Below are 26,999 nucleotides of genomic sequence, written 5' to 3'. Positions count from 1 at the left end.
TGTCCTCCCTCTCTGTCTGTCAGTTTTCCGGCTCAAGCATGATCGTCGCCAGAGGCGGCAGGACGAGCATCGCCCCGATTTCTCCGCCGGCATCGACCGCCTGAACGCGTCCGCCATTTCCCTTGCCGCTGCCGCCATAGATTTCGGCATCGGTGTTGAGAATCTCCCGCCACCGCCCGGCCTGGGGCAGCGGCACATAATAACTTTCCCGGTAGACCGGGGTGAGATTGCAGATGACTGCCACCGGTTTTTCACCGGGCGCCATGCGCAACCAGGCGAAGACGGAATTGTCGTGGTCCTCGACTACCAGCCAGCGGAAACCTTCCGGCTCGCAGTCGCGGGCGTGCAAAGCGGGTTTTGAACGATAGGTGAGGTTAAGATCACGCACGAGGCGGCGCATGCCCTCATGCATCGGATATTGGCGCAGATTCCAGTCGAGCGATTTTTTTTCGCTCCACTCGCTCCATTGCGCGAATTCCTGGCCCATGAACAGCAGCTTCTTGCCGGGATAACCCCACATGAAACCGTAATAGGATCGCAGGTTGGCGAATTTCTGCCAATCGTCGCCAGCCATTTTGGCAATCAGCGATCCCTTGCCGTGCACCACCTCGTCATGGGAAAGCGGCAACACGAAATTTTCGGTGAAGGCATAAAGCAGACCGAAGGTCAGTTCCTGATGGTGGAACTTGCGATGCACCGGCTCACGCGAGAAGTAGCTCAGCGTGTCGTGCATGAAGCCCATGTTCCATTTGAAGCCGAAACCGAGGCCGCCTTCATGAACGGGCTGGGAGACTTTCGGCCAGGAAGTGGATTCTTCCGCAATGGTCATGACGCCGGGATGAGTGCCATAAACGAGCGAATTCATTTTCTGCAGGAAGCGGACGGATTCGAGGTTTTCACGCCCGCCATATTCGTTGGGAATCCACTCGCCTTCCTTGCGGGAATAATCGAGATAAAGCATCGAGGCGACCGCATCGACACGCAGGCCGTCGAGATGGAATTTTTCGGCCCAATAAAGCGCATTGTTGATGAGGTAGGACATCACCTCAACACGGCCGAAATTATAGATGGCCGTGTTCCAGTCGGGATGAAAACCCTGACGCGGATCGGCGTGCTCATAAAGCGCCGTGCCGTCAAACCAGCGCAGGCCGTGCTCGTCAGTCGGGAAATGCGCCGGAACCCAGTCGAGGATGACGCCGATGCCGACCTTGTGCGCGCCATTGACGAACCGCGCGAAACCTTCCGGATCACCGAAACGGGCGGTCGGGGCATAAAGGCCGGTCGTCTGGTAACCCCAGGAAGGGTCATAGGGGTGTTCGGTAATCGGCAGGAACTCGATATGAGTGAAGCCCATATCCGTGCAATAGGGAATGAGCTGCGCGGCCAGTTCATCCCAGCTGAGGAAGGTGCCGTCCTCGCGGCGCTGCCAGGAACCGGCGTGAACCTCGTAAATGCTGATCGGCTGGCGGCGCTGATCCACCTGCGCCCAATGTTCGCGGTGAGCCTGATCTTCCCATTTCTGAGCCAGTTCCGGTGCGGTGACGGAAGCGTTTTTCGGCCGCAACTCGCCGCGCCGGGCATAAGGGTCGGCCTTCAGCGGCAGAAGCTCGCCATTGGCACCGAGAATTTCGAATTTATAAGCGCAACCGGCATAGACGTCGGGCGCGAAGATTTCCCAGATGCCGGTATCCTTGCGGAAACGCATGACATGCCGGCGTCCATCCCAATTGTTGAAATCGCCGACTACAGAAACGCGCCGCGCATTGGGTGCCCAGACGGCAAAGTGGAAACCCTCGACGCCCTCGAGCTTCAGAGGATGCGCGCCCATCTTGTCAAAGAGCCGCAGATGCGAGCCTTCACGCACGAAATAATCGTCCATGGGTCCAAGAACCGGGCCGAAGCTGTAGGGATCGGTCACTGCCCATTCGGCATCGTCGCGGCCTGCGCGGTAACGCACCGGCTGGCGCGATGCAAGCTCGACCGGACCTTCGAAAAAACCTTCCGGATCGAGCCGCTTTAGTTCGCCAATGAAATTTCCGTCCAATGTCAGGACGGACACTTCTTCAGCGCCCGGGATAAAACAGCGGGCGGAAAACCCTTCCGGCGTTTCGTGAACGCCGAGAAGGGCAAAGGGATTGGAGTGCAAACCGCTCTTGATCGCCTCGATTTCAGCCTTCGTGATTTCGCCAGTCTTTTTCTCTTCGGCCGAATTGAGCGGTTTTTTCATCAGGCTCTCCAGATCTCGGTGGCATATTGCCGGATCGTCCTGTCGGACGAGAACCAGCCCATACGCGCCGTGTTGCGCACTGTCTTGGTGTTCCAGCTATCCTGATCGCTCCAGATCGCATCCACCTTGCGCTGCGCGTCGGCATAGGCGTCGAAATCGGCAGCGACCATGAACCAGTCGCTATTGTATATACCGTCAATAAGGCCGGCAAAACGCGAGCGGTCATCGGGCGAGAACACGCCTGACGCAATGGACGACAGCGCCTGCGACAATTCCGCGGACTGTTCGATGATCGCACGGGGATTGTGACCTTCGGCCCGCGCCTTTGCGACTTCTTCCGCCGTCATGCCGAAGATGACGATGTTTTCAGCGCCGACATGTTCGAGCATTTCGACATTTGCGCCATCGAGCGTGCCGATGGTGAGCGCGCCGTTCAGTGCGAATTTCATGTTGCCGGTGCCGGATGCTTCCATGCCAGCGGTCGAAATCTGTTCCGAGAGATCGGCGGCGGGAACCATGATTTCCGCAAGCGAGACATTATAGTTCGGAATAAACACCACTTTCAGAAGCCCGCGCACGGCCGGATCGTTGTTGATGACCCGGGCAATATCATTGGCAAGCTTTATGATCAGCTTCGCGTTGTGATAACTCGGCGCCGCCTTGCCTGCGAAGAACTTAACGCGCGGTACCCATTCCAGTTCCGGGTGAGAACGGATCTGGTCGTAAAGCGCTACCGTTTCGACAAGATTCAAAAGCTGGCGCTTATATTCGTGGATGCGCTTGATCTGGATGTCGAACATGGCCGAAGGATCGACACGGATACCCATGCGTTGCGCCACCGTATTGGCAAGGCGCACCTTGTTCAGACGCTTCACTTCGGCGAATTTTTCGCGGAAACCGGCGTCGTCGGCAAAGCGGTCGAGCGCGGTGAGCTTTTCCGCATCGTCAAGGAAGTCGTCGCCGATCGCTTCGCGCACCAGTCCTGTCAGGCCGGGATTGCATTGCATCAGCCAGCGGCGTGGCGTGATGCCGTTGGTCTTGTTGTTGATACGATCGGGGTAGAGGCCATGCAGGTCGGCAAACACCGTTTCCTTCATCAGTTCGGTATGAAGGGCAGAAACGCCGTTGATCGAATGCGAGCCGATGAAGGCGAGGTTGCCCATGCGCACGCGGCGTTCGCCGCCTTCATCAATGAGAGAGATCGAACGGATCTGCTGATCCGCCATCTTCTTTTCCTTGCGGGCATAGACCAGCGTATTGGCGTTGATCGCATAAACGATCTGCATATGTCTTGGAAGAAGACGCTCAAGCAGCGGCACCGGCCAGCTTTCCAGCGCTTCCGGCAGAAGCGTGTGATTGGTGTAGGAGAAAGTCCCCTGCGTGATCTTCCAGGCGTCATCGAATTCGAGGCCATGCACGTCGCATAGAAGGCGCATCATTTCGCAGATGGAAATGGCCGGATGTGTGTCGTTGAGCTGGATTGAAACCTTGTCCGGCAGCGAGGTGAAATCAGGATATTGCTGCAGATGGCGGCGCAGAATGTCCTGCAGCGAGGCGGAGGAGAAGAAGAACTCCTGCCGCAGGCGCAGTTCCTGGCCGGCGGGCGTCGCATCCGCAGGGTAGAGAACCCGCGTCAGGCTTTCCGCCTTGTTGCTCTCGCGCAATGCGCCGATGTGATCGCCGGCATTGAAGGCGGCGAGCAGAATGGGGTCGATCGGCTGTGCCGACCACAGGCGCAGCGTGTTGACGCGGGTGCCGCGCCAGCCGACGACCGGTGTGTCGTAAGCCATGGCGATGACGCGTTCGGCCGGTTTCCAGACGAAACGCTGCGGGTCTTCATAGCCGCCGATGGTCTCCACCGATCCGCCGAAGCCGATCTCATAGGAGCTTTCGCGGCGCTCGAATTCCCAGGGGTTGCCGTGTGCCAGCCAGGTCTCCGGCAGTTCCACCTGCCAGCCATCCGCCATCTGCTGGCGGAAGAGGCCGTGCACGTAACGAATGCCGTAACCATAGGCGGGGATATCGACGGTCGCCATGGATTCCATGAAGCAGGCGGCGAGACGACCAAGGCCGCCATTGCCGAGTGCGGCATCCGGCTCCAGCCCCGCGATAACGTCGAGATCGACGCCGAGCGAGGAGAGCGCGTCGCGGATTTCGTGCATCAGGCCGATATTGGAAATGGCGTCGCGCATCAGGCGGCCGATCAGGAATTCCAGCGACAGATAATAAACGCGCTTGGAATTGTTGGCATAGGCCTTGCGGGTGGATTCCATCCACTTGTCGATGATGCGGTCGCGAACAACGAGAATGGTCGCGGTCAGCCAGTCATGCGGCTTGGCTACCTTGACGTCCTTGCCGATACGGTAAGTCAGTCGCTCGATGATTTCCGCTGCCATGATTTCCGGGTTGGAACTGCGCGGAGCGGGGCGGGGAAGATCGGCGGCGTTGAGATTATTGATCATTGGTCGGTCAGCACCTTGGTGGGAGGAGAGGGTCTGAGAGGTTGATCCGTGTTGCCTTTGCTGATGCCAGTTTATGCATCGATATGGAGGCGTGGCAACAGCAATTTTCGCGGAAAGTTGGAGGGCTTAATATTATGAAAAATAAGACTTTTCCTTCAGCATCCCGAGGACCGCCAAAGGCATTGCGCGCTCTTCATGCGCCGTTCTTGAACGGGTTTGCGTGGTCGTTGCGATGCCGGGCATCGTTCAAAAAAGGGAGAGAGGCTGCAATACTTTCTGAAGTGGTTCACCGGTCCTGAAATCTGTTTCGGTCTATCGGATCACACACTAGCCTTCGCGGCCTGGAAAATTCAATGAAAATAAACGAGGCGGCGTCGTGACCGCTCCCGCTCTGGGTGGTGAGCGCGGAAAAAAGGCCCTGATCGTTGCAAAAACCGATATTTACGTCGGGAAAAAAGGTTCCGTCGTCATCTCGCCGGCGCGGATCGTCACGCGCGTATTCGGCGGAACGGCGCACCACGGGGTGCAATCGAAGGAAAAGGGTTCCGAACTCAGTGCAATTCCCTCATCCAGCCCACGCCAGTAAAGCGTCGGTGGCTTGTCATCGCTGGACCAGCGGAAAGCATGCAGGCAATCACCATCCATCAGCACGGCACTGAACCGCAGCGCTGAGGAAACGCCGGCTGCGAGCATCTTTTCCTGACAGAGGCGCAGTGCGGTGGAAATGGCGCGGATGGGGTCTGTGACAAGGCCGTGGCCGGCGGCGATGAGGAAGATCGCTTCGCTGTCGCCGGTGCCGCGTCGCGACGCATAGATATCATCAGGTATGAGAGAATCGATATCACGCCTGATCTGCTCGTAACCGCCGATCTGGCCATTATGCATGAACAGATATTGTCCATGGGCAAAGGGGTGGCAATTGGCGCGGGAAACCTCGCCTGACGTGGCGGAGCGGACATGGGCCATGAACATGCCCGAGCGGAGCTGATGGCAAAGTGCGGCCAGATTGGCGTCGGACCAGGCAGGTCTTGTGTCGCGAAACACGCCGGGCGTGCCGCGCTCGCCATACCACCCAAGGCCGCAACCATCGCCATTAACGACGGTCTTTGCTTCCCGTGCGGCCATGGACTGGCTGACCAGTGATGCTTCCGGCTCGATCAGCAGACTGTCGAGCCAGACCGGTTTACCGGAATAGGCAAAGAGGCGACACATTCATGCGGCTCTATTGAAGGCCTTGTTTCCGAGCGCGAAACCGACGGCGGCCTTCGCGTGAATGGCGGTCGAATCATAACCCGGCAGCGGCAAAGCGTCGGGGTTGATCAGCAGTGAAATTTCAGTGCAGCCGAGAATGACGGAATCGACACCCAGTGCACGGGCCTTCTCGATGACCGTGAGATAACGCTCGCGCGAGCAGGACTTGATCTCGCCCTGGCATAGTTCGCCGAAGATGATGTCGTGGATCGCAGTCCGGTCTTCCGCATCGGGCACAACCACATCAACACCGTGGCGGCGCATGCGGTCGGTGTAGAAGCCATGTTCCATCGTGTAGCGGGTGGCGAGCAGCAGCGGCTTGCGGCGGCCATCGGCTTTCAGGGCTGCAGCGGTCTCGTCGATAATGTCGATGAGGGCGACGCCCGACATCTTCTCAACGGTTTCTGCGACGAGGTGCATGGTGTTGGTGCAGATCAGCACACAATCGGCGCCGGCATTGGCAAGGCGCGCACCGGCAGCGCCCAACAGCGCACCGGCCTCATCCCAGCGATCGGCCTTCTGCAGGGCGACGACTTCGGAAAAATCGAGCGAATGCATGACGATATCGGCCGAGACCAGCCCGCCGCGGCTATCGCGCACGGCCTCGTTGATCATGCGGTAATAGGTTGCGGTGGATTCCCAGCTCATGCCGCCGATCAGACCGATGCGTTTCATAAGAGTTCCCTTATCAAGTTTGATTGAAGACAAGAATGCCATCGCAAGGGCGAAAACGGCATGCGTTTTTTTAGAGATTTAAATGCGTGCATGCAAATAGAAGGCGTCTGATAGGTTTGGTGTGCAAATTTCTTGCGCTGTTGCGTTAACCAGTGCATTCTTTGGCGATGATTGATGACCGTGATCGCCGAATCCTTGCGATTCTCCAGGAAAATGCCGAAACGCCGCTTGCCGATATAGCGGAGGAGGTGTCGTTGTCGTTATCCGCCTGCTCGCGGCGCGTCACGCGCCTGCGTGCGGAAGGTTATGTGACGGGCACGATGGCGCTGCTCGACCGGCGAAAGATCAACCTGCCGACCACGGTTTTCCTGCTGGTGAGAACCGGCCTGCATGCTGAAGACTGGCTGGACCAATTCCATGCCGCCGTCAGTACCATACCTGAAATCGTCGAGGTTCACCGGCTGACTGGCAATTTCGATTATATTCTGAAGCTGGTGCTGCCGAATGTCGAATATTACGACACGGTCTATAAACAGATCCTGCGCCGCGTTCAGCTCTACGATATGTCCGCATATATCTCCATGGAGACGGTGAAGCTGTCGTCGTCACTGCCGACGACGCATATCTGAGGATCATTGGTGCCTTATCAGCGCGCCGCCTCGAAGCGGACGCCGAAACGGAAACTGCGGGTCTCGCCCGGTTGAAGTGTCACTGCTGCCGCCAGCTCCGGCTGGTTGAAGGCATTGGTGGGCATCTCCACCGGTTCGAGCGCGATGGATTTTCGCCTGTCGCGGGCCAGCGTGTCGCCGGTGAAGACATGCATGTGGCCACGCTCCTGCCACACCGTGAGGCTCGAACCATCGTGCCGGTTTTCGATCCGGGTCTCGTAAAGCCCGTTTTCGGATGCGATCAGATCGGTAAAGCAGACATCCAGCACATGGCCTGCCACCGGCGCATAGAGAAAACGAGTATCGTCCCGTTTGATTATTCCTGTCCGTGAATCGTGCAGGGGAATCAAATCATCGTCCGTTTTGATGGCCGTTCGCGAAGGAAGGGTGAGAAGGAGATCGTCGATGGACGCGATGCCAGGCAGGCGGAAATAGGGATGCCAGCCGGCTGCGAAGGGCAAAGGCCGATCGCCGTGATTGATGCCACGTATATCGATACTAACCGCATGGTCGGCAAAGCGATATTCCACCTCGATGGCAAGCCGATAGGGATAGCCGCTGAAATCGGTCGGGGATATCTCGGCGCGGAAGATGAGGACATGACCCCCATCCTCCTCGAAAGATTGTTCGAGAGCAAAGGGTAGGGCTCTGGCAAATCCGTGGAAAACGAGGGCCTCGTGGGCAAGAACCGGCTCGATGTGGTGCATCTCCCCGCCGAACTCATAACGGCCGTTGGGAATGCGGTTGGTGAAGGGCGCAAGAATGCCGTTTCTCACGCCGTTCTGTGATTGCATCTCCGCCGGCGTCAAATAGCCGTCGACAAGGTTTTCGCCATCGCCATCGCTGTTACCACCGTCGGCAAGCCGCGGCCGCCAGCTCAAAAGCGTAGCGCCCTCATAAGCGATCTCGGCGCTGAAGCCCTTGCCGGAAATGGTAACAGCGGCGATCCCCGTGCCTGTCGCGGAGGTGGTCATCGGGAAATTGTCCTCTGTATGCATATGTTTGCGATCATCGGGACGACTGTCCCGATTCGCAGATCATCTTCGCTGTGCCGATATTTCGCAATGGCTGGAAGAGGCCGCAGCAAGAACGACCTCCGTTACGTCGAGGTTTGTTTCCCCTATGACGGAACTCAGTCCGGGAAGGTTCGTTTCGCGCCGCTGAAAAATTCCATCAGCGCGGCCTCATCCTCTCCGCCCAGTCCCGCCGCCGTCAGCATGCGGTGCACCTCGGTGCAAAGTGCCGTCAAGGGCATGGCCGTGTTGGTGCGTCGGGCCAGGTCCTGCGCGCCGTTCAGGTCTTTCACCATATTGTCGATGCGACCGGTGCGGCGATAGTCCTTGGCCACATAACGCGGCATATATTCCTGCAGGATGGCACTATCGGCCCGGCCGCCTTTCAGCGCCTGCGGTATCTTGGCGGCATCGACGCCGGCATCGAGCGCAAGCTGCGTTGCTTCCGCCACGGCCAGGAAATTCAGGCCGCAGAGAACCTGGTTGATGAGCTTGGTCGTCTGGCCTGCGCCGCAGGGTCCCATATGGGTAAAATTGCTGGCCACATCCTGCAGCACGCGATGGGCGTCGGCGACGTCCCTGTCACTGCCACCTGCCATCAGCGTCAACTGCCCGATGAGCGCCTTGGGCGCGCCGCCGGAGAGGGGACTATCCACCCAGCGCAGCCCCTTTTCTGCGGCTTCGGCCGCCAGTTCCTTTGTCGCCTCCGGATCGATGGAGGACATGTCGATGATCAGCGTGCCGGGCTTTGCTCCCGCCGCCACGCCATCCTTGCCGAAAACGGCGATACGGACGATCTTCGGTGAGTTGAGGCTGAGGATCACGACATCGGAGACGGATGCCGCTTCCGCCGCGGTGCCGGCGCTTTGCGCGCCGAGGCTGGTCAGGGCCGCCACTTTTTCCGCATCCAGGTCAAAAACCGTCAGTTGATTGCCGGTTTCGACTAGCCGTGTGCCGATCGCCCCGCCCATGGCGCCTGCGCCGATCAGGGCGACTTTGTTCTTCTCGGTCATGGTTTTCACGGCCTCCTCCCAAAGTGTCGTGGTGTCGTCGGTCCCATTCCGGATGGCGGCCGCAGCCCGCCATCCGGAACGATGTTTTTAAAGCGAGGCGGTGATGCCGCCATCGACGTAAAGAATATGGCCGTTCACGAAGGACGATGCGTCGGATGACAGAAAAATGCAGGCGCCGACAAGCTCCTCGACCTTGCCCCAGCGACCGGCGGGCGTGCGCTTTTCAAGCCATGCGGAAAAGGTCTCATCTGCGACCAGTGCCGCATTGAGCGGCGTGTCGAAATAGCCCGGCGCGATGGCGTTGCATTGCAGGCCGTATTTCGCCCAGTCCGTCGCCATGCCTTTCGTCAGATTGCCGACGGCACCCTTGGTTGCGGTGTAGGGCGCGATGCCGGGGCGGGCAAGAGCGGTCTGAACGCTGGCGATATTGATGATCTTGCCGCGTCCACGGGAAATCATGTGGCGTGCTGCCGCCTGTCCGGCGTGGAACACAGATGCAATGTTGGTCTGCAGCAGGCGCTCGAAGGCGTCCGCCGGAAAATCCTCGAGCGGCGTGCGGTGCTGCATGCCGGCATTGTTGACCAGAATGTCGATGGGGCCGACTTCGGCTTCGAAACGGTCTATGGCCTCGCGCACTGCACCGTGGTCTGTGGCGTCGAAGGCGAGCGTTTTTGCGCCCTTGATGCCGGCGGCGGCGGCTTTCAGCTTGGCTTCGTCACGCCCGTTCAGCACCACTTCCGCACCGGCTTCCGCAAGCCCTTGCGCCAGCGCGAAGCCGATGCCCTGGGACGAACCCGTGATCAGGGCGCGGCGGCCGGAAAGATCGAACAAATTAAGGCCCACTGTTTCCTCCAGTCTCTCGACATTGCATTTGTACAGGTTTATGTTATCGATAACATTCATCCCTTTCAGGCGTGGATGTCAAGGCTTAAACGCCCGGTTTCGGTACGGATCCGGCGCGGGAGGAGGCCGCAGGGCGGCTAAATGTGGTCTTGTGGCCGCGATCTGGATGCGGAAATTTTTACGCGCCGCAGTGGCGCGCGGTTGAACGGGAGTTGTTGATGAGAGCGATTGTCGCCCACGGGGCAAAGGATGTGCGCATTGAGGAGCGGCCGGAGGAAGCGCCGGGGCCGGGAGAAGTGCGGCTTCGTCTGGCCCGGGGCGGAATTTGCGGCAGCGACCTGCACTATTACAATCACGGTGGTTTTGGCGCGATACGGCTTCGCGAACCCATGGTGCTCGGCCACGAGGTGTCGGCCATCGTCGAGGAACTGGGTGAAGGCGTGGAAGGTCTGAAGCTTGGCGGCCTGGTCGCGGTTTCGCCATCCCGCCCGTGCCGCACCTGCCGTTTTTGTCAGGAAGGCCTGCACAACCAATGCCTCAATATGCGCTTTTATGGCAGCGCCATGCCTTTCCCGCATATTCAGGGCGCTTTCCGCGAGGTTCTGGTGGCGGATGCCCTTCAATGCGTGCCGGCTGACGGCCTGAGCGCCGGAGAGGCGGCCATGACGGAACCGCTGGCGGTGACGCTGCATGCCACCCGCCGCGCCGGTGATTTGCTGGGAAAACGCGTGCTGGTGACGGGTTGCGGCCCCATCGGCATCCTGTCCATCCTCGCTGCGCGCCGGGCGGGTGCTGCCGAAATCGTCGCGACCGACCTTTCCGATTTCACGCTCGCCAAGGCGCGCGAAGCGGGTGCGGATCGTGTCATCAACAGCAAGGATGAGCCCGATGCGCTTGCCGCTTATGGCGCAAACAAGGGCACTTTCGACGTTCTCTATGAATGCTCTGGCGCTGCCGTGGCGCTTGCCGGCGGCATCGCGGCACTCCGGCCGCGCGGCATCATCGTTCAGCTCGGGCTGGGTGGCGATATGAGCCTGCCGATGATGGCGATTACCGCCAAGGAACTCGATCTGCGCGGCTCCTTCCGCTTCCACGAGGAATTCGCCACCGGCGTCGAGCTGATGCGCAAGGGCCTGATCGACGTCAAGCCATTCATCACCCAGACCGTCGATCTCGATGACGCCATCTCGGCCTTCGAATTCGCCTCCGACCGCAGTCGGGCGATGAAAGTCCAGATCGCTTTTTCGTAAGCGCTTCCGCATATTTGTGCGACCCTAACCGGCGGTGGCTAGTTCCACCGCCGGTTTTTTATCGAGAGATTTCAGCCTCGGCAGACTATCATCGATGTTATCGGTATCATAAATTATCTGCGAAAGATTTCCTGGTTCTCCCGGCCTATCCGGCCCAGCATCTGCTGACGTATCGCCAGTCGAGCTGCACATTTTGACGCAGGTCAAAAAGGTGATTTGCCGCCTGCCGTTTTTTGCGTTATCGAAATTTCAGAAATTACTGAAAATTCAGGAAACAAAGAAATGCCGACCAGCCTGTCACCACTCGTTCAGTCCTTCGTGCTGCATTTTGGCGAGATGGGCAGCCGCTGGGGCATCAACCGCACCGTCGGCCAAGTCTATGCTTTGCTTTACATATCGCCGCAGCCGCTTTGCGCCGATGACATTGTTGAGGCGCTTGGCATTTCCCGTTCCAACGTCTCGATGAGCCTGAAGGAGCTTCAGGCGTGGAACCTTGCAATTCTCAAGCATTTTCCTGGCGATAGGCGCGATTTTTTCACGACGCCGGAGGATGTCTGGCAAATTCTCCGTACCCTTGCCGAAGAGCGCAAGAAGCGCGAAATTGATCCCACCCTGAGCGTATTGCGTGAAATTCTGATGGAGACGCCGGAGAACGAAGATGAGCGGCATGCGCAAAAGCGCATCGATGAGATGAAGACGCTGATCGAGCAGCTCACCGGCTGGTATGACGATGTGAAGCAGCTGGAGACGGAGAGGCTGGCCTCCCTTCTGGCGCTCGGCTCAAAGGTCACGAAGCTGCTGGAGGCGAAGGACAAGATCGTCTCTCTTGCAAGACCCCGCGGCGCGAAAAAGGACAGGTGAGGAGATCGGTCATGAACATGTCCGCACAAATCCGCCAGTCGGCCGATAGCAATGGCGCAGACTGTCCTGTGCCGGTTTCGGTCTCACCTGAAACGCCGAGGCGGCGCTTCTTCAGCACCGCCAGCCGCAAGACCTCCCGCGACAACACTGCCGTGAAGGCGACGCGCGCACCGGCGGTGGGTAGATCCGTTGCCCTGGTGCATGTTCTGGCGGCCCTGCTCTGGCTGCCGCAGGCGGGCCTGCTGGCCTTTTCCGTCGGAAAAATCGCTGATGGCGAGCCGATGACGGCAATCGTGCCGGCGGCCGTCGCGGTTCTCATTTTGGGTCTCCTGAAGGCGTGGCTGGAGAAAATCGCCGCGAGACTATCGTTTCGTACTGCGCGTGCGGCGCTGTCAGAGCGGCGGCTGGAAGCGCTTCAGGCCGTGGCGAAGGTTTCGCCGCTCGATCTGTCGCGCGCTGCTTCCGGCGAGGCGGCAAGTGTCGTGGCCGAGGCGGCGGAATCGCTGGTGCCCTATCTTTCCCGTTTCCAGCCGGCACGGATGAAAGCCACCATCGTTCCCCTGGTTTTTGTGGTGGTGATCCTGCCGTTCACCTGGATTGCGGCGCTGGTGCTGCTCATCTCCATGCCGACCATTCCGCTTTTCATGGCGCTGATCGGCTGGCAGGCCAAGGCGGCGAGCGAAAAGCAGCTGGCCGAGACCGGCAATATGAATGCTTTCCTGCTGGATCGCCTGCGCGGGCTGGAAACGATCCGCGCACTGGAAGCTGTCGATCTGACTGCCGGGCGCCTCAGCGCCGATGCGCAGAACCTCAAGACGCGGACGATGGCGGTTCTGAGGATCGCTTTTCTGTCTTCGGCGGTCCTGGAGCTTTTCGCCGCCCTCGGCGTTGCCATGACCGCCGTTTACATCGGTTTTCATCTCCTCGGTTTTCTTGATTTCGGCGCGTGGGGGCAGAAGCTGACGCTTGCCGAGGGTCTGTTCATCCTGCTTCTGGCCCCGGCCTTCTTTGAGCCGCTACGGGAATTATCCGCAGTCTGGCACGACCGGGCGGCGGGGGAAGCAGCACTTGATGCGCTCGACAAGTTGACGCAGGACGGTGCGGCCATTGCGGGTGAGGGCAGGGATGTGGCGTTGGCAACATTGCCCACCCCCGGTACGGTGGAGATGGACGATCTGTCCTTTGCCTATCCAGCCTCGCCGCCCGTGCTCCGCAATTTCAATCTCAACATTCGGGCGGGCGAAACGGTAGCGCTCCTGGGGCCATCGGGCTGCGGCAAATCCACTGTCCTGTCGCTGGTCGCCGGGCTGGCTTCGGCCGGAAGCGGCACGGTAAAAATCGGCGGCGTCGCCCTTGATGACGAGGCGGCTGATACAATTCGAACATCCATCGGCTGGATCGGCCAGAAGCCGTTCTTTTTTGCCGGTTCGCTTGCGGCAAATATCCGTTTCGGCCGCCCCGGCATTACGCGGGATATGGTCGAGACGGCGCTTGAGCAGACAGGGCTCGAAAGACTGTCATCCGCCCGGCAACATCTGCTTGTCGGCGATGCCGGCCATGGCATTTCCGGTGGTGAAGCGGTGCGGCTGGCCATTGCGCGCGCCTTCGCCGATCCCGCGACACGCCTTGTTCTGGCTGATGAGCCGACGGCGCATCTGGACCGGGAAACCGCCGCTCTCATTACGGAAAACCTGCTGCAGCTGGCAAAAGGCAGGACTTTGATCGTCGCAACCCATGATCCGGTGCTGGCCGCGCGCATGGACAGGGTCGTGGATATGGCGGCGATCCATTCGGGGGATCGGTCATGATTGCGCGTTTTGCCATATTGAAACCTATCATTGCCCTATTCTGGTCGGCGCGCCGCGGCATGCTGCTTGCCGGTGCGGTTCTGGCGGCAACCACGGTGCTGGCGGGCATCGGCCTTCTCGGTGTTTCCGGCTGGTTCATCACCGCCACCGCCATTGCCGGTCTGCTTCCGGCAACGGCCTATGCGTTTGATGTCTTCATGCCTTCGGCAGCCATTCGTCTTCTGGCGCTGTCGCGCACCGCCGCCCGGTACGGCGAGCGTATGACCACCCATGAAGCGACGCTCTCCGTGCTGGCTGCACTGCGCGAAAGGCTGTTTCGCGGGTTTGCAGCGCCGCAGGCGGCGCAAAATCTGGAAGCGAGGCCCGCCCGCCTGCTGAACCGGTTGACCGCGGATATCGATGCGCTGGATTCGCTTTATCTGCGTGTGCTGGTGCCTGCCGCTGTCGCGGTCCTTGCGGCTGTCGCAACCGGCATAGGGCTGACTTTTCTCAATCCGCTTGCGGGCATTCTGGCGGCGTTTTTTCTCATTGCGGCAGGGCTCGGCATTTCGGTGCGCTCCGCCTTGCGGGCTGAGAAATTCTCGCGCCGGCGAGCAATCGGGCTTGAAGCCCTGCGTGCCCGTACGGCAGACCTCGTCAACGGGCAGACGGAATTGCTCACGGCAGGTCGCCTTTCCGCGCAGGTCGCGGCAGTGAGGCGCGCCGATGACTACCTGCTTTCCTGCGACGAGGCCTTGAACCGCATCGAAACGAATACCGGTTTTTCCTTCGGGCTTGCGACGGCGGTCCTTCTGAGCGCGGCTCTGCTCGGCATGGCCTGGCTGGCGGAGCAGGGAATGGTGAGCGCGCCGGCCGCCGCACTCGGGTTGCTCGTCTGTTTTGCCGCGCTGGAGCCTTTCACCGCGCTGCGCCGCGGTGCGATGGAACTCGGCCGTACATTGTTTTCCGCAAGGCGCATCGCGCCGCGCCTTTCAGTGCCGGCCGAGGTCCGCTGTCCGGCTTTGCCCGCTAGCGGCGTGGCTGCCGAGCTTGAAGGCGTGCGTCTGGAACGGCACGGCAACGACCAGCCGGTCCTGACCAAGATCAATCTTGCCATTGCCGCTGGAGAAAAGGTCGCGATCATCGGCCCGAGCGGTGCGGGCAAGACCAGCCTCATCCAGCTTCTGGCGGGTGAATTGCAGCCATCGGCAGGTACTGTCCGCGCGTTACCCTCTTCGCTCATGACACAACGGAGCCAGCTTTTCCGCGATAGCATCGCGGATAATCTGAGGCTGGCGAAACCCGCTGCGACCGAGCGCGAATTGTGGGACGTCCTTGACGCCGCAGGCCTTGCCGAACATGCCAAAACCCTGCCCGCCGGGCTGGAGACGAGGCTTGGCGAAGCGGGGCAGGGGCTCTCCGGGGGCCAGTCGCGCCGGCTGGCGCTTGCCCGTTTCCTGCTCATCGACAAACCGCTCTGGCTTCTCGACGAGGTGACGGAGGGACTGGACGGCGAGACAGCCCGCGATGTGCTCAGCCGGCTGTTTGCGAGGGCCGAAGACAAGGCTGTCGTGATGATCACCCATAATCGCCGCGAGGCCGAATTCACTGACCGCATAATCATGCTGAAAGACGGGCGCCAATTTGATGAATGTCAAAGCGGGACGCCGGAATACGACGTAGTGCTGCAAACATTACGCCGGGACTGAGTATTTTTCGGGGCTGGCGTGATTTCGTAACAGAAGGCCGGCTTCCCATAAAGGTGGGGTAAAACCATGGAACTCGACATCGTGGCGCTGTCGCGCCTGCAATTCGCGGTTACCGCTTTATATCACTTTCTGTTCGTTCCCCTGACGATCGGGCTGTCGGTGGTCATCGCCATCATGGAAACGGTCTATGTCATGACCGGCCGGGTGATCTGGCGGCAGATGACGAAATTCTGGGGCACGCTGTTCGGCATCAACTTCGTGCTGGGTGTTTCAACAGGCATCGTCATGGAGTTCCAGTTCGGCATGAACTGGAGTTATTACAGCCACTATGTCGGTGATATTTTCGGTGCTCCGCTGGCGATCGAGGGCATGATGGCCTTCTTTCTGGAAGCCACCTTCGTCGGCCTGTTCTTTTTCGGCTGGGACAAGCTGTCGAAACTCGGCCATCTCGTTGCGACATGGTGCGTGGCGATCGGCTCAAACTTCTCGGCGCTGTGGATATTGATCGCCAATGGCTGGATGCAGAACCCGACGGGTTCGGCTTTCAACCCGCAGACCATGCGCATGGAAGTGACGGATTTCGCCGCGGTCCTGTTCAACCCGGTCGCACAGGCGAAATTCGTTCACACGGTTTCCGCAGGTTATGTCACGGCCTCCATCTTCGTGCTCGGCGTTTCCGCCTGGTATGTGCTGAAGGGGCGCCACGTCGATCTCGCCAAGCGGTCGATGACAGTTGCCGCCTCCTTTGGTCTGGCGTCCGCGCTGTCGGTCGTCGTGCTGGGTGACGAAAGCGGTTATCTCTCCACCGAACACCAGAAGATGAAGCTCGCCTCCATCGAGGCCATGTGGGAAACGGAACCGGCACCGGCACCCTTCACGGCAATAGGTTTCCCCAATCAGGAAGCGCGCGAGACGCATTTCGCGGTGAAGATCCCCTGGGTGATGGGCCTTATCGGCACCCGTTCGCTCGATACGGAAATCCCCGGCATCAACGATCTGGTGGAACAGGCAAAGACCCGTATCCGCGACGGCATCAAGGCCTATGACGCACTGATGCAGATACGCGCCAGCGGCAAGGGCGCGCAGCTGCCGGAAGAGGTGAACGGCACCTTTGCCGAACTCGGCCACGAGCTTGGTTATGCCCTGCTGCTCAAACGTTATGTCGACGATCCGCGTCAGGCGACAGAAGAGCAGATCGCCAAGGCGGCCGCCGATACGATCCCGCATGTGCCGACCCTGTTCTGGGCCTTCCGCATCATGGTCGGTCTCGGCATGTTCTTCATCGTTTTGACGGCGACCTTCTTTTATCTTTCGGCCCGCCGGCGGCTGGACCGTTATCCGCTGTTGCTGAAGGTGGCCGTCTTCGCCATTCCGCTGCCGTGGATTGCCGCCGAAATGGGCTGGGTGGTGGCCGAGTTCGGGCGTCAGCCGTGGATCATTGAGGGCGTGCTGCCAACGGCGGCGGCTGTTTCGAGCCTTAGCGCCTCGACGGTTCTGATTACGCTTCTGTGTTTCATCGCCATCTACACGGTGCTGTTCATCGTCGAGATGGGGCTGATGCTGAAGGCGATCCGCAAGGGGCCTGATCCGGACCATGAGCCGGAAGCGCCGCTCGTTCCTGAAAAACTCGTCGCTGCGGAGTAAACGATCATGATCCTGCACCAACTCATCGACTATGAAATCCTTCGCATCATCTGGTGGCTGCTGCTCGGCGTATTGCTTATCGGCTTTGCCGTAACCGGTGGTTTCGATCTCGGCACGGGCGCGTTGCTGCCCTTCGTCGCGAAGACGGATATTGAGCGGCGTGTCGTCATCAACTCCATCGGCCCTGTCTGGGAGGGCAATCAGGTCTGGCTCATCCTTGGCGCCGGAGCGATCTTCGCCGCGTGGCCGCCACTCTATGCGGTGTCATTTTCAGGATTTTACCTGGCAATGGCGGCCATCATGTTCGCGTTGATCCTGCGACCGGTCGGTTTCAAATACCGTTCCAAGCGTGAAAGTGCGGCATGGCGCAGCGGCTGGGACTGGGCCCTGTTCGTCGGTGGCTTCGTACCGGCGCTGATCTTCGGCGTGGCGATCGGCAATGTGCTGCAGGGCGTCCCGTTCTATTTTAATGACGATCTCAGGATCTTCTACGACGGCACGACGCTGTTCGAGCTTCTGAACCCCTACGCTCTACTTTGCGGCCTCGTTTCCGTCGCGATGCTGGTGATGCATGGGGCGGCCTGGCTGGTGCTGAAAACCGAAGGTCCGGTTGCGACCCGCGCCCGCGGTTTCGGCAGCATCGCGGCACTTGCCACCACCGTTCTTTTTGCACTCGGCGGCATCCTGCTGTGGTTTGGTGTCGATGGTTATCGTTTCACCTCGGAAGTCGTGACCGATGGGCCGTCCAATCCTCTGGCAAAGACGGTTGAGGTCGCAACCGGCGTCTGGTTCTCCAATTATGCGGCGCATCCATGGATGATGCTGGCACCGGCGCTCGGTCTGGCCTTCCCGCTGGTCGCCTTCATCTTGCTGAGGCTCCGCAGGGAAGTGATGGCGCTGCTTGCCAGCTCGCTTGCCATTTTCGGTATCATCGCCACCGTCGGGCTTTCAATGTTTCCCTTCATCCTGCCGTCCTCGGTCGATCCGAAGTCGAGCCTGACGGTCTGGGATGCATCGTCCAGCCATATGACACTGTTCAACATGCTGGTCGTCACCCTTATCTTCGTTCCGATCATCGTCGCCTACACCTCATGGGTCTATCGCGTCTTGTGGGGCAAGGTGGATGAAAAGGCGATCCGCGACGACAGCGGTCACGCATATTGATATCGAGAGAAGGAGATCGAACATGTGGTATTTCGCCTGGCTGCTCGGCCTGCCCCTCGCCGCCATCTTCGCCGTCATGAACGCCATGTGGTATGAGCTGATGGAAGAAAACGCCAAAAAGGCTGAGGCTAAGCTGGAAAAATAACGCTTCGGCATGAGACATAAAAGGGCGGCATCCGTTCCGGATGCCGCCCTCTCGTAAAACAGCCGTGCCTATCGCGCGGCCTTAGTGGATCGCGATGCCGCGCTTGTCCGCTTCTTCCTTGATGATGTCTTCGACGATTGCTCTCTTGAGGTTTGGATTTCCAAGGAGATAGTCGTCAGCGATTTCAAAAATCGACTTCGGGTTATCGGTCCCGTGCAGGGTATCGAGATCCTGGCCGATCTGCTCGCGCAGGCTGGAATAGTCGTCCATTGCGGCTCTCCCGTTTACCGGTTCAATCCAAAAGGTCGGCCGGAACCTTGCCGCCGTTTTCGGAGAGTTTCTTGATGACGGCCTTGTGCAGCCAGATATTCATCGTGGCCGAATCCGAGGTATCACCGGTGTAACCCAGTTCACCCGCCAGCTCTTTTCTGGCGCTGAGGCTGCTATCCAGATCAAGGGCTTTCAGAAGATCGACGATCGAGTGTTTCCAGTCGAGCTTCTGTCCGTTCTTTTTGACTGCCGCATCCAGAATGGAGGCGACGTCGACGCTGCCGGTGGATGCCGGAGCGCTGGCTGTCGGTGCCGGCGAAGCAGGCTGGGCGGGTGCTGCCGGGCTTGCGGCCGTCGTTGGCGTGCCGGCCGGTGCCGAAGTCTGCGGGGCGGCCTCGGCCTTGCCGAAAATCGCGTTCTTGATCTTGTCGAAAAAGCTCATTCTTGTGCTCCCTTATCGGCGAATTGCACGCCCGACGGCGATGAGAATGCAGGCGCCGATGAAACCGGCGATGAGATAACCAATCCAGCCTCCGAGCGAGACGCCAATCAGCCCGAGAAGGAAATTGGCGACGATGGCGCCGACAATGCCGAGAATAATGTTCATGAAAACACCCATATTGCTTTTCATGAACTGTTCGGCGAGCCAACCGGCTACGCCGCCGATGATAATTGCTGCAATCCAGCCAACTTGTGCGTCTTCCATAATAAGCCTTTCCTTTGTAAGAGAGGTCCGCAGGCATATGGACAGGCTTTTGCGCGCACTGATCCCCCCGCCTTGAATGACCCCAGGCGGGGTAACAACGCAGATGCGGAGATGTGGTTCCCTGCGGCGCGCCTGGACTGCCTTATTCTTTAGCCCCGGCTTTGAAAATCCAGCCCGATATCGAGAACCGGTGCGCTGTGCGTCAGCCAGCCGACGGAGATGAGATCGATGCCGCTTGCGGCGATGGCTGCCGCCGTCTGCGGGTTGATACGGCCGGAGGCTTCGGTGATGGCGCGCCCGGCGACGATCGCCACGGCCTCGCGCAATTGTTCCGGCGTCATGTTGTCGAGAAGAACCGCATCGACACCTTCGTCCATCACCTCGCGCAATTGCGCGAGCGTATCGACCTCCACTTCGATTTTGACGAGATGGCCCACGCTCTGTTTGGCGCTCCGGATGGCGGCACGCACCCCGCCCGCCACGGCAATGTGGTTATCCTTGATGAGGACGGCATCATAAAGCGCGAAACGGTGGTTCATGCCGCCGCCGGCGCGCACGGCGTATTTTTCGAGCGCCCTGAGGCCGGGCGTCGTCTTGCGGGTGCAGGCGATTGAGGCCTTGGTGCCGGAGATGGATGCGGCGATTTTTGCGGTAACGGAGGCGATGCCCGAGAGATGCCCGAGAAAATTCAGCGCCGTGCGCTCCGCCGTCAGAAGCCCGCGGGAAGGGCCTTCGATCGTCGCGATGATATCGCCGGGCGCAACGGTCGCTCCATCCTCAACGTGTCGTTTCAGTATGATGGCGGGATCAACAAGCTGGAAAGCAAGCTCCGCCGCATCGAGACCGGCAATGACGCCCGGTTCACGTGCGGCCATGACGACGACCGAGCGATGATCGGCGGGAATGACGGCGGCGGAGGTTATGTCGCCCGCAAGCCCCAGATCTTCCAGAAGGGCGTTGCGCACGAGCGGCTCGATGATGAGACGTGGCAGGGGGGCAAGGTTCATGTCAGGCGCTCCGCGCAATGCTGGAAGAAGAAAAGCTGGATGAGGAAAGGTCATGGCCGATGGCGATGACGTCGGTCAGGCTCAGCCTGCGTCGTGTGGCTACAGCGTCCTTTCCGGGAAAATCGTCGCGAAAATGCGCGCCGCGCGATTCCGTGCGCAGGGCCGCAAAGACGGCTATGGTGAGGCCGATAAGGGCGGGATCGGATGCCGGGCCTTCCTGTTCGGCAAGCGGCAGCAGGTCCCGGATCGCTTCGCTCAAACCTGCTGCATGTCTCACAATGCCGAGATGGCGGGAAACGATGGGCCGGACGGCAGCGAGATCGGCGGCCACATAGTTGGGGGCTGCGCTTGGCGCAATAGCTGTCGCCTCTGCCCTGCGTACCTGTCGACCGGCAATGTCCTGTGCTGCGCGCATGCCCATGGCGGCGGCTTCCAGCAGGGAGTTGCTGGCGAGCCGGTTGGCGCCGTGCAGGCCGGTGCAGGCGGTTTCACCGGCAACCCACAGGCCCGGCACCGAGCTCTGGCCTCTGCCATCCGTGGCGACGCCGCCCATATGGTAATGCACGGCGGGACGCACGGGCACAAGCTCACGGGCGGGGTCTATGCCGGCCTCGCGGCAGAGCAGGTCAATAGAGGGGAAACGCAGCGAAAAGCCGGAACCCAGCGCCTTGCGGGCATCGAGAAAGACCGCGCCGCCGCGCAGGATTTCCCGATCGATGGCGCGGGCGACGATATCGCGTGACGCAAGCTCGGCACCCGGCACCGCCGCCATGAAACGCTCGCCGTTTTCATTGAGCAGAAGCGCGCCTTCGCCCCGAACCGCCTCGCTCACCAGCGCCAGCGGCCGTCTGGGCGAGGAAAGCGCCGTCGGGTGAAACTGGACGAATTCCATATCGGTGAGGATGGCGCCGGCCCGCGCGGCGAGCATGATGCCCTGGCCGAAATTGCCGGAGGGATTGGTCGTCGCCTCGTAAAGCCCACCAAGGCCGCCGGTCGCAAGAATGACCTGCGTGGCCGGCAGAATGAAACTGCCCTTCGGGCCGACGCAGGCAAGACCGGTGATAGTGCCCTCTTCCGTCAATAGACGGCGCACTTCCGTGCCTTCCATAACAGTGATGGACGGCGTGCGAAGGACTGCGGTTGCGAGCGCCCTGACAATGGCCGCGCCCGAACCGTCGCCTTCCGCATGCAGGATGCGCCGTCGGCCATGGGCAGCCTCCAGCCCGAAGACAAGTTTCCCCTCGGCATCGCGGTCGAAGCGCACGCCGGCCCGCTCCAGCGCCTCGATGACGGCGGGGGCGGCAGAAACGATCTCCTCGGCCATATCCGCGTCGCAGAGCCCGTCGCCTGCGGCGAGCGTGTCGGCAAGATGCAGGGCGCTGCTATCGCCCGGGCCGAGACTTGCGGCAATACCGCCCTGCGCCCAGGCGCTTGAGGTTTCGCCGCCGAGCGCCCCGCGTGTCAGAAGCAGCACGGGCTGCGGCGCAAGCGTCAGCGCCGCCATCAGGCCGGCAATGCCGCTGCCGACGACGACTGTCCAGTCCTGCTGCAACGGAAGGCGTTCGCTCATACCTCCAGCATCCTCTCCACGGCGCGGCGGGCGGCGACCGCGATTGTCGGGTCGACCGTCACCTCATGGCGGTTTTCCTCCAGTGCCGTGCGGATATTGCCAAGCGTGATGCGCTTCATATGCGGGCAAAGATTGCAGGGACGGATGAATTCGACATCGGGGTGATGCACGGCGACATTGTCGCTCATCGAGCATTCGGTCAGAAGCACCACGCGAGCGGGGCGCTCCCGGCCGACATAATCCGACATGACCGCGGTGGAACCGGAAAAATCGGCGGCTTCCACGACATCCGGCGGACATTCAGGATGTGCGAGAACGGTGACGCCCGGATGACTCTCTCTCAATTCCCTGATGTCATCGGCGGTGAAAAGCTCGTGGACTTCGCAATGGCCACGCCAGGCGATCAGCTCGACATTGGTTTCCCGCGCCACGTTCTGCGCCAGATATTCATCCGGCAACATCAGCACACGCGGCACGCCGAGCGATTCCACAACCTGGCGGGCATTGCCGGAGGTGCAGCAAATATCGGACGCCGCCTTCACCGCAGCGGAGGTGTTCACGTAGGTTACGACTGGAACGCCGGGATAGGCCTTGCGCAAAAGCGCAATATCCTCGGGCGTGATGGAGTCTGCCAGCGAGCAGCCGGCGGCCATATCCGGAATAAGTACGGTTTTTTCCGGATTGAGCAGCTTTGCTGTCTCGGCCATGAAATGCACGCCGGCCAGAACGATAACATCCGCTTCCACCTCCATCGCCTTGCGCGCAAGGGCGAGGCTGTCGCCGACGATATCGGCGACGCCGTGGAAGATTTCCGGTGTCTGATAATTATGGGCGAGGATGACGGCGTTGCGTTTGCGCTTCAGCTCAAGGATCGCATCCACATCATCCTGAAAGCCCATCCATTCGGCCTTGGGAATGACGCGGCTGACCCGATCATAAAGGCTTGCAGCAGAAATCTGTTCGTTCACGAGCACTCTCCCATTTATACTCTTTTTGAGTATATATAGGACAAAGAGATATTCTCATTGTGAGCATATGTCAATTGCGGGAGAGTGGCAGTTTCGTTCCGGAAAGGGCACGTTCATCGAGCACGGTCTGGCGGAAGCGGAAAAGCTTTGCCGGGCGGCCGCCAGTTTCGCTCGTCATGTCGCCGGTCTCCTCCACCAGCTGCTGCTGCTCGATCAACCGGCGGAAATTCTGCTTGTGCAGGGTCAGTCCCGCCAGCGCCTCTATCGCGCGCTGCAATTGCAGCAGGGTGAAGGTATCGGCCATCAGTTCGAAGACCACCGGGCGATATTTGATCTTGGCCCTCAGGCGAGCGATGCCGGTGGCGAGAATGCGGCGGTGATCGGCAAACATCGGCCTGCCGAAATTGGTCCGGGGCTCGCTCTGGGCTTCCTCGACAAGGCCTGCCTCATACAGCAACTCGTAGCGCTGCAGGGTCAGTTCCTCGTTCCAGCCGCCGCCATCGAGGCCGAAGGTAAAATCGGCCCGCAGGTGACGCTGGCTCTTGCAGGCAAGATCGGAATCCGCCCAGGCGCGCAGCCTGTCGATGATGGTATCCAGAACCGCCGGGCGGCCCTGCCGATGATCCTCCCAGGGCAGGTATTCATACCAGCCATGCCAGAGCGCATGCCCGTTGCCCGATGATTCGTGCTCGCGAACCAGCCCCAGATAACCGATGGAGATGGTTCGTCCGCCTGGGATATCGTTGTTACGGTCGCGATCCGCGAAGGTGTAAAGCTGCTCGAGATAACCGACCGGATGATGGGTCTGTTCGTGGATCCACTCCCGCAGCCCGCTTTGCAGCGTTCTGTGCCCGAACTCGAATGGGCCCGAGGGAAGTGCCGCGCCCGCCCGGACGGTCATCACCCGCGGTTCGTCTCCCGTAATGGCGGTGACGACGGCAATGAGTTCAGCATGGGCAAGCCCGATGGTCACGGCGACTCCTGTCTTGGGTTGCGGTATCAACCTTCTTTGGCACAGGAAGGCTGGTTCGCCAACAAGGGGCAGGCGGCAAAGTGCTTTCTATATCCGCATAAAGTCTAAAGTAGCATATAATCAAACAAATGGATAAAATCTTGTGATTAGTAATGCATTTTTTGTTATGTTATAAAAAAGTTATAAGCATTCATATAGTGTAGAAAGCCGATGTTAGAAGATATATCTCTGGAAGAGACGCTTATTGGTTATTATACGTGGAGCATCGGCCAGAATCTGGTCTATCTGGATGCCGTAGCTTCGCGTCTGCGCGATTTCTCCTTTGAGGAGGCTTCTCGCGGCATTCCGGTGGAGAAGTTCATCGCCCAGGTTGAGGTTGGTTCACAGGCCCGGGTGGCGCGAGCGGTCCATAATTCGCTGACAAACGGTGAGTTTTACGATCAGGAGTGCCGGATTGATCTCAAGGCTGGCGGTTTCCGTTGGCTCAGGACGACGGGCAGGGTGATCCACGACTGCGACGGCGTTCCGATCATGGCAATGGGGACAATTCGCGATGTTACCGCGCGCAAGGTGCTGTTGATGTAATGCGGCGTCTCCCCTACTCTGCAGCGAGACAGGGTCATATTTTATCGCTTTTGATGTTTCGGTGACATGGTTCGGCAGATCGCAATTTTGCTGTTTCAGATCATGCTGGTGATAGGGTTCGGCATTGCCGGCATGCGCATCGCCTCGTTCTTCAATGGCGAAGATGGATATGAGACGGCCGCTCTTGCGGCAAACACGGAAATGCTGTGGACGACCTCCCCGGTGAAGGTCGATATCCGTCGGCAAAATTATGAACGAATCCCCACCCCGCCCGATCCCTATCCGCTAAAAATACATGCGGACCAGCGCCTGCGCGTGGTCGCCAGCAATCGTTTCACCTTCAAGGGCCAGGAATTCCGCCTTGCCGGCGTCGAAGACATCGATCGCAACCGCGTCTGCGCCGGTGCTGATGGCCGCCGCTATGCCTGCGGCCTCAACGCCTTCAAGGCGCTGGAGAACCGGCTGCGCGGCAAATATCTCGAATGCCGGGTGGTGGAAGAGGGAGTGGCAGTCCAAACTGTTGAATGCGGGATCAAAGGGCAGGACGTGCGGGCGTTATTGCAGGAGAGGACCATGCCGGTCGCTGGCCGATAGGACGTCGGGCTATGTCTGTCTTGTGGATGATTAATCGTGTCTGGGAAGATTTGGTGGAGCTAAGCGGGATCGAACCGCTGACCTCTTGCATGCCATGCAAGCGCTCTCCCAGCTGAGCTATAGCCCCATAAGGGTTCCGGCATTTCGTCCGGTTCCGGGAACCGAAGCGGCTGTTGTTCCGTTCGGTGGCGGCTTACTACTTCGGCTAATCGAAGAGTGCAAGCACAAAAAACAGCCCGGCTTCATTTTTTTGTCGCCGGGCTGGTTTATCCAATAAGATCAAGCTTCTTCGTCGTCGCCCGTAACGCCGATGATGCCGGACATGTCGTCATCATCGTCGTCTTCGTCAGCTTCAAGGAAGGTATCGTCGTCGTCGCCGATTTCCACGTCGTCTTCGTCGTCGCCCATATCCGGAATCTCGTCGCCGCTGTTGTCGCCATCGGCATCTTCCAGCGATACGAGTTCGACTTCCGTGTTTTCGGTATCGACTTCCGCTACTTCCTCTTCCTCAGCCTGCTCGAGCTTTGCCTGTGCCGTGCTTTCCTCGAAGAAGGAGAGCGGCCATGACTTGCCGGTATAGGGAGAAACGACCGGATTGCGGTTCAGATCGTAGAACTTCTTGCCGGTATCGGGGTCTGTGCGCTTGGTACCAAGGTCCGCTTTTGCCACTGTCTAAGCCTCAAATTGTCGAATGAGTTTCGGTGTGTACGCCGTAAAACCGGCATAGACTGTAAAATTTCTAGCCGGTCCCCTTAATCGTTGCGGTCTTTCGTGTCAAAGACAAACTTCGGGCATTACCCTTGCAACGCACCTTATATGCCGGGCTGCTGATGAAGATTGGAAGCAGCCGAACGCCATATTATATGAATGACGCACACACAGGCAGAGAGCTTCATGACATTCACGATCGCCATAGATGGACCGGCTGCGGCCGGCAAAGGAACGTTGTCGCGCAGGATCGCGGAAATCTATGGGTTCCATCATCTCGATACCGGCTTGACCTATAGAGCCACCGCCAAGGCCCTTCTCGATGCCGGCCTGCCGCTTGATGATGAGGGCGTGGCTGAAAAGGTGGCGCTGGAACTCGATCTTGCCGGTCTCGACCGCTCGGTGCTTTCCCGACACGATATCGGCGAAGCTGCGTCGAAGATTGCAGTGATGACGCCGGTGAGGCGCGCACTCGTCAAGGCGCAGCAGCGTTTTGCGGCAAGGGAGCCGGGCACGGTGCTGGATGGCCGCGACATCGGCACGGTGGTCTGCCCGGATGCGCCGGTGAAGCTTTATGTCACGGCTTCGCCTGATGTCAGGGCAAGACGTCGTTACGACGAAATTCTGGCCAATGGCGGAGAGGCCGACTACGACGCCATCTTCGCCGAGGTGAGGCAACGTGACGAGCGCGACATGGGTCGCGCCGACAGCCCGTTGAAACCGGCTGAAGACGCGCACTTGCTAGATACGTCGGAAATGAGTATAGAGGCGGCGTTTCAGGCCGCGCGGGCGATCATCGACGCCGCCCTGAGGAAATAGGTTTTTCGCGGAACCGCTTCATTTCGGTCCGCGTTTAGTCCGGAATTGCCTGAAGACATGTCCTTGCGCCGGAAAGCCTTTTAAAAG

Annotated in this window: 26 protein-coding genes and 1 tRNA gene; 11 read left to right on the top strand and 16 right to left on the bottom strand. The window is 59.7% G+C overall.

All coding sequences use genetic code 11. The annotated features are described in order from the left end of the window. Positions 1-19: 19 nt before the first annotated feature. The 4 genes from glgB to QSV77_RS22215 form a co-directional block, all read right to left on the bottom strand. A complete protein-coding gene (glgB, locus tag QSV77_RS22230) occupies positions 20-2,227 on the bottom strand; it encodes a 1,4-alpha-glucan branching protein GlgB (RefSeq protein ID WP_269701643.1) in 2,208 nt (735 codons plus the stop codon). Further along, positions 2,227-4,689, bottom strand: a complete 2,463-nt coding sequence (locus QSV77_RS22225) for a glycogen/starch/alpha-glucan phosphorylase (RefSeq protein ID WP_271362782.1) — start codon at positions 4,687-4,689, stop codon at positions 2,227-2,229. Before QSV77_RS22225 ends, glgB begins: the two co-directional genes overlap by 1 nt. Before the next feature lie 441 nt (positions 4,690-5,130). Beyond that, the gene (locus QSV77_RS22220) at positions 5,131-5,901 is read right to left on the bottom strand and encodes a class II glutamine amidotransferase (RefSeq protein WP_142842466.1); all 771 of its coding nucleotides are present in this window, start codon (positions 5,899-5,901) and stop codon (positions 5,131-5,133) included. After that, positions 5,902-6,615, bottom strand: a complete 714-nt coding sequence (locus tag QSV77_RS22215; RefSeq protein WP_302735078.1) for an aspartate/glutamate racemase family protein — start codon at positions 6,613-6,615, stop codon at positions 5,902-5,904. A gap of 167 nt (positions 6,616-6,782) precedes the next feature. Here QSV77_RS22215 and QSV77_RS22210 point away from each other — a divergent pair, with 167 nt between their 5' ends. Beyond that, positions 6,783-7,244, top strand: a complete 462-nt coding sequence (locus QSV77_RS22210) for an Lrp/AsnC family transcriptional regulator (RefSeq protein ID WP_142842464.1) — start codon at positions 6,783-6,785, stop codon at positions 7,242-7,244. Positions 7,245-7,261: 17 nt separating this feature from the next. Here the strand turns inward: QSV77_RS22210 and QSV77_RS22205 are convergent, their stop codons facing one another. From QSV77_RS22205 to QSV77_RS22195, 3 genes are all read right to left on the bottom strand, one after another. Further along, entirely contained in the window at positions 7,262-8,257 is a 996-nt protein-coding gene (locus QSV77_RS22205; RefSeq protein WP_302735077.1) for an aldose 1-epimerase, read from the bottom strand. Positions 8,258-8,415: 158 nt separating this feature from the next. Beyond that, positions 8,416-9,309, bottom strand: a complete 894-nt coding sequence (locus tag QSV77_RS22200; RefSeq protein WP_302735076.1) for an NAD(P)-dependent oxidoreductase — start codon at positions 9,307-9,309, stop codon at positions 8,416-8,418. Between the two features lie 87 nt (positions 9,310-9,396). After that, entirely contained in the window at positions 9,397-10,152 is a 756-nt protein-coding gene (locus tag QSV77_RS22195; protein WP_110759189.1) for an SDR family oxidoreductase, read from the bottom strand. Between the two features lie 218 nt (positions 10,153-10,370). Here QSV77_RS22195 and QSV77_RS22190 point away from each other — a divergent pair, with 218 nt between their 5' ends. The 7 genes from QSV77_RS22190 (at position 10,371) to cydX (ending at position 18,712) form a co-directional block, all read left to right on the top strand. Further along, positions 10,371-11,402, top strand: a complete 1,032-nt coding sequence (locus QSV77_RS22190) for an L-idonate 5-dehydrogenase (protein ID WP_302735075.1) — start codon at positions 10,371-10,373, stop codon at positions 11,400-11,402. A gap of 282 nt (positions 11,403-11,684) precedes the next feature. Further along, positions 11,685-12,263, top strand: coding sequence for a GbsR/MarR family transcriptional regulator (locus QSV77_RS22185; protein WP_302735074.1), 579 nt, complete (start codon positions 11,685-11,687; stop codon positions 12,261-12,263). A gap of 17 nt (positions 12,264-12,280) precedes the next feature. Further along, positions 12,281-14,071 (top strand): thiol reductant ABC exporter subunit CydD, encoded by a 1,791-nt coding sequence (cydD, locus tag QSV77_RS22180; RefSeq protein ID WP_302735291.1) that lies wholly within the window; start codon positions 12,281-12,283, stop codon positions 14,069-14,071. After that, entirely contained in the window at positions 14,068-15,759 is a 1,692-nt protein-coding gene (gene cydC, locus QSV77_RS22175; RefSeq protein ID WP_302735073.1) for a thiol reductant ABC exporter subunit CydC, read from the top strand. The genes cydD and cydC overlap by 4 nt, the downstream gene beginning before the upstream one ends. A gap of 66 nt (positions 15,760-15,825) precedes the next feature. Then, entirely contained in the window at positions 15,826-17,403 is a 1,578-nt protein-coding gene (locus QSV77_RS22170) for a cytochrome ubiquinol oxidase subunit I (protein WP_142842458.1), read from the top strand. 6 nt (positions 17,404-17,409) lie between these two features. After that, a complete protein-coding gene (gene cydB, locus QSV77_RS22165; protein ID WP_302735072.1) occupies positions 17,410-18,567 on the top strand; it encodes a cytochrome d ubiquinol oxidase subunit II in 1,158 nt (385 codons plus the stop codon). Between the two features lie 22 nt (positions 18,568-18,589). Next, positions 18,590-18,712, top strand: coding sequence for a cytochrome bd-I oxidase subunit CydX (gene cydX, locus QSV77_RS22160; protein WP_045015706.1), 123 nt, complete (start codon positions 18,590-18,592; stop codon positions 18,710-18,712). A gap of 81 nt (positions 18,713-18,793) precedes the next feature. Here the strand turns inward: cydX and QSV77_RS22155 are convergent, their stop codons facing one another. The 7 genes from QSV77_RS22155 to QSV77_RS22125 all read right to left on the bottom strand — a co-directional run bounded on the left by QSV77_RS22155 (position 18,794) and on the right by QSV77_RS22125 (position 24,206). Then, positions 18,794-18,982, bottom strand: a complete 189-nt coding sequence (locus tag QSV77_RS22155) for a hypothetical protein (RefSeq protein ID WP_142842456.1) — start codon at positions 18,980-18,982, stop codon at positions 18,794-18,796. Between the two features lie 22 nt (positions 18,983-19,004). After that, on the bottom strand, positions 19,005-19,424 hold the full coding sequence (locus QSV77_RS22150) for a DUF3597 domain-containing protein (protein ID WP_046801706.1): 420 nt from the start codon (positions 19,422-19,424) through the stop codon (positions 19,005-19,007). 12 nt (positions 19,425-19,436) lie between these two features. Further along, positions 19,437-19,688, bottom strand: a complete 252-nt coding sequence (locus QSV77_RS22145; protein ID WP_142842455.1) for a GlsB/YeaQ/YmgE family stress response membrane protein — start codon at positions 19,686-19,688, stop codon at positions 19,437-19,439. A gap of 149 nt (positions 19,689-19,837) precedes the next feature. Beyond that, on the bottom strand, positions 19,838-20,695 hold the full coding sequence (nadC, locus tag QSV77_RS22140) for a carboxylating nicotinate-nucleotide diphosphorylase (RefSeq protein WP_302735071.1): 858 nt from the start codon (positions 20,693-20,695) through the stop codon (positions 19,838-19,840). A 1-nt stretch (position 20,696) separates the two neighbouring features. Beyond that, entirely contained in the window at positions 20,697-22,265 is a 1,569-nt protein-coding gene (locus QSV77_RS22135; RefSeq protein ID WP_302735070.1) for an L-aspartate oxidase, read from the bottom strand. Then, a complete protein-coding gene (gene nadA, locus QSV77_RS22130) occupies positions 22,262-23,233 on the bottom strand; it encodes a quinolinate synthase NadA (protein ID WP_302735069.1) in 972 nt (323 codons plus the stop codon). The genes QSV77_RS22135 and nadA overlap by 4 nt, the downstream gene beginning before the upstream one ends. A 70-nt stretch (positions 23,234-23,303) precedes the next feature. Next, positions 23,304-24,206 (bottom strand): hypothetical protein, encoded by a 903-nt coding sequence (locus tag QSV77_RS22125; RefSeq protein ID WP_142842451.1) that lies wholly within the window; start codon positions 24,204-24,206, stop codon positions 23,304-23,306. Positions 24,207-24,416: 210 nt separating this feature from the next. On the opposite strand from QSV77_RS22125, the gene QSV77_RS22120 reads away from it, so the two are divergent. Both QSV77_RS22120 and QSV77_RS22115 read left to right on the top strand, forming a co-directional pair. Beyond that, positions 24,417-24,791, top strand: coding sequence for a PAS domain-containing protein (locus QSV77_RS22120; RefSeq protein WP_142842450.1), 375 nt, complete (start codon positions 24,417-24,419; stop codon positions 24,789-24,791). Between the two features lie 66 nt (positions 24,792-24,857). Continuing rightward, on the top strand, positions 24,858-25,385 hold the full coding sequence (locus QSV77_RS22115; protein ID WP_302735068.1) for a thermonuclease family protein: 528 nt from the start codon (positions 24,858-24,860) through the stop codon (positions 25,383-25,385). 51 nt (positions 25,386-25,436) lie between these two features. On the opposite strand, the gene QSV77_RS22110 is transcribed toward QSV77_RS22115, so the two are convergent. Both QSV77_RS22110 and QSV77_RS22105 read right to left on the bottom strand, forming a co-directional pair. Next, positions 25,437-25,512, bottom strand: a tRNA-Ala gene (locus tag QSV77_RS22110). A gap of 152 nt (positions 25,513-25,664) precedes the next feature. Further along, complete coding sequence (locus QSV77_RS22105; RefSeq protein ID WP_046801713.1) at positions 25,665-26,054, bottom strand: TIGR02300 family protein; 390 nt, start codon at positions 26,052-26,054, stop codon at positions 25,665-25,667. 198 nt (positions 26,055-26,252) lie between these two features. Between QSV77_RS22105 and cmk the strand changes: the two genes are divergently transcribed. Beyond that, positions 26,253-26,912, top strand: coding sequence for a (d)CMP kinase (gene cmk / locus QSV77_RS22100; RefSeq protein WP_271362794.1), 660 nt, complete (start codon positions 26,253-26,255; stop codon positions 26,910-26,912). The last annotated feature ends 87 nt before the right edge of the window (positions 26,913-26,999 follow it).

This window comes from Agrobacterium sp. V1 (genome assembly GCF_030518355.1).
Classification (GTDB): domain Bacteria; phylum Pseudomonadota; class Alphaproteobacteria; order Rhizobiales; family Rhizobiaceae; genus Agrobacterium; species Agrobacterium cucumeris.
This window is presented reverse-complemented; position numbering and strand designations above follow the sequence as displayed.

Excerpts from the sequence above, each read along its gene's own strand:
- glgB (WP_269701643.1), bottom strand. The coding sequence starts at position 2,227 with ATGAAAAAACCGCTCAATTCGGCCGAAGAGAAAAAGACTGGCGAAATC.
- QSV77_RS22225 (WP_271362782.1), bottom strand. The coding sequence starts at position 4,689 with ATGATCAATAATCTCAACGCCGCCGATCTTCCCCGCCCCGCTCCGCGC.
- QSV77_RS22220 (WP_142842466.1), bottom strand. The coding sequence starts at position 5,901 with ATGTGTCGCCTCTTTGCCTATTCCGGTAAACCGGTCTGGCTCGACAGT.
- QSV77_RS22215 (WP_302735078.1), bottom strand. The coding sequence starts at position 6,615 with ATGAAACGCATCGGTCTGATCGGCGGCATGAGCTGGGAATCCACCGCA.
- QSV77_RS22210 (WP_142842464.1), top strand. The coding sequence starts at position 6,783 with ATGATTGATGACCGTGATCGCCGAATCCTTGCGATTCTCCAGGAAAAT.
- QSV77_RS22205 (WP_302735077.1), bottom strand. The coding sequence starts at position 8,257 with ATGACCACCTCCGCGACAGGCACGGGGATCGCCGCTGTTACCATTTCC.
- QSV77_RS22200 (WP_302735076.1), bottom strand. The coding sequence starts at position 9,309 with ATGACCGAGAAGAACAAAGTCGCCCTGATCGGCGCAGGCGCCATGGGC.
- QSV77_RS22190 (WP_302735075.1), top strand. The coding sequence starts at position 10,371 with ATGAGAGCGATTGTCGCCCACGGGGCAAAGGATGTGCGCATTGAGGAG.
- QSV77_RS22185 (WP_302735074.1), top strand. The coding sequence starts at position 11,685 with ATGCCGACCAGCCTGTCACCACTCGTTCAGTCCTTCGTGCTGCATTTT.
- cydD (WP_302735291.1), top strand. The coding sequence starts at position 12,281 with ATGTCCGCACAAATCCGCCAGTCGGCCGATAGCAATGGCGCAGACTGT.
- cydC (WP_302735073.1), top strand. The coding sequence starts at position 14,068 with ATGATTGCGCGTTTTGCCATATTGAAACCTATCATTGCCCTATTCTGG.
- QSV77_RS22170 (WP_142842458.1), top strand. The coding sequence starts at position 15,826 with ATGGAACTCGACATCGTGGCGCTGTCGCGCCTGCAATTCGCGGTTACC.
- cydB (WP_302735072.1), top strand. The coding sequence starts at position 17,410 with ATGATCCTGCACCAACTCATCGACTATGAAATCCTTCGCATCATCTGG.
- cydX (WP_045015706.1), top strand. The coding sequence starts at position 18,590 with ATGTGGTATTTCGCCTGGCTGCTCGGCCTGCCCCTCGCCGCCATCTTC.
- QSV77_RS22155 (WP_142842456.1), bottom strand. The coding sequence starts at position 18,982 with ATGGACGACTATTCCAGCCTGCGCGAGCAGATCGGCCAGGATCTCGAT.
- QSV77_RS22150 (WP_046801706.1), bottom strand. The coding sequence starts at position 19,424 with ATGAGCTTTTTCGACAAGATCAAGAACGCGATTTTCGGCAAGGCCGAG.
- QSV77_RS22145 (WP_142842455.1), bottom strand. The coding sequence starts at position 19,688 with ATGGAAGACGCACAAGTTGGCTGGATTGCAGCAATTATCATCGGCGGC.
- nadC (WP_302735071.1), bottom strand. The coding sequence starts at position 20,695 with ATGAACCTTGCCCCCCTGCCACGTCTCATCATCGAGCCGCTCGTGCGC.
- QSV77_RS22135 (WP_302735070.1), bottom strand. The coding sequence starts at position 22,265 with ATGAGCGAACGCCTTCCGTTGCAGCAGGACTGGACAGTCGTCGTCGGC.
- QSV77_RS22120 (WP_142842450.1), top strand. The coding sequence starts at position 24,417 with ATGTTAGAAGATATATCTCTGGAAGAGACGCTTATTGGTTATTATACG.
- QSV77_RS22115 (WP_302735068.1), top strand. The coding sequence starts at position 24,858 with ATGGTTCGGCAGATCGCAATTTTGCTGTTTCAGATCATGCTGGTGATA.
- cmk (WP_271362794.1), top strand. The coding sequence starts at position 26,253 with ATGACGCACACACAGGCAGAGAGCTTCATGACATTCACGATCGCCATA.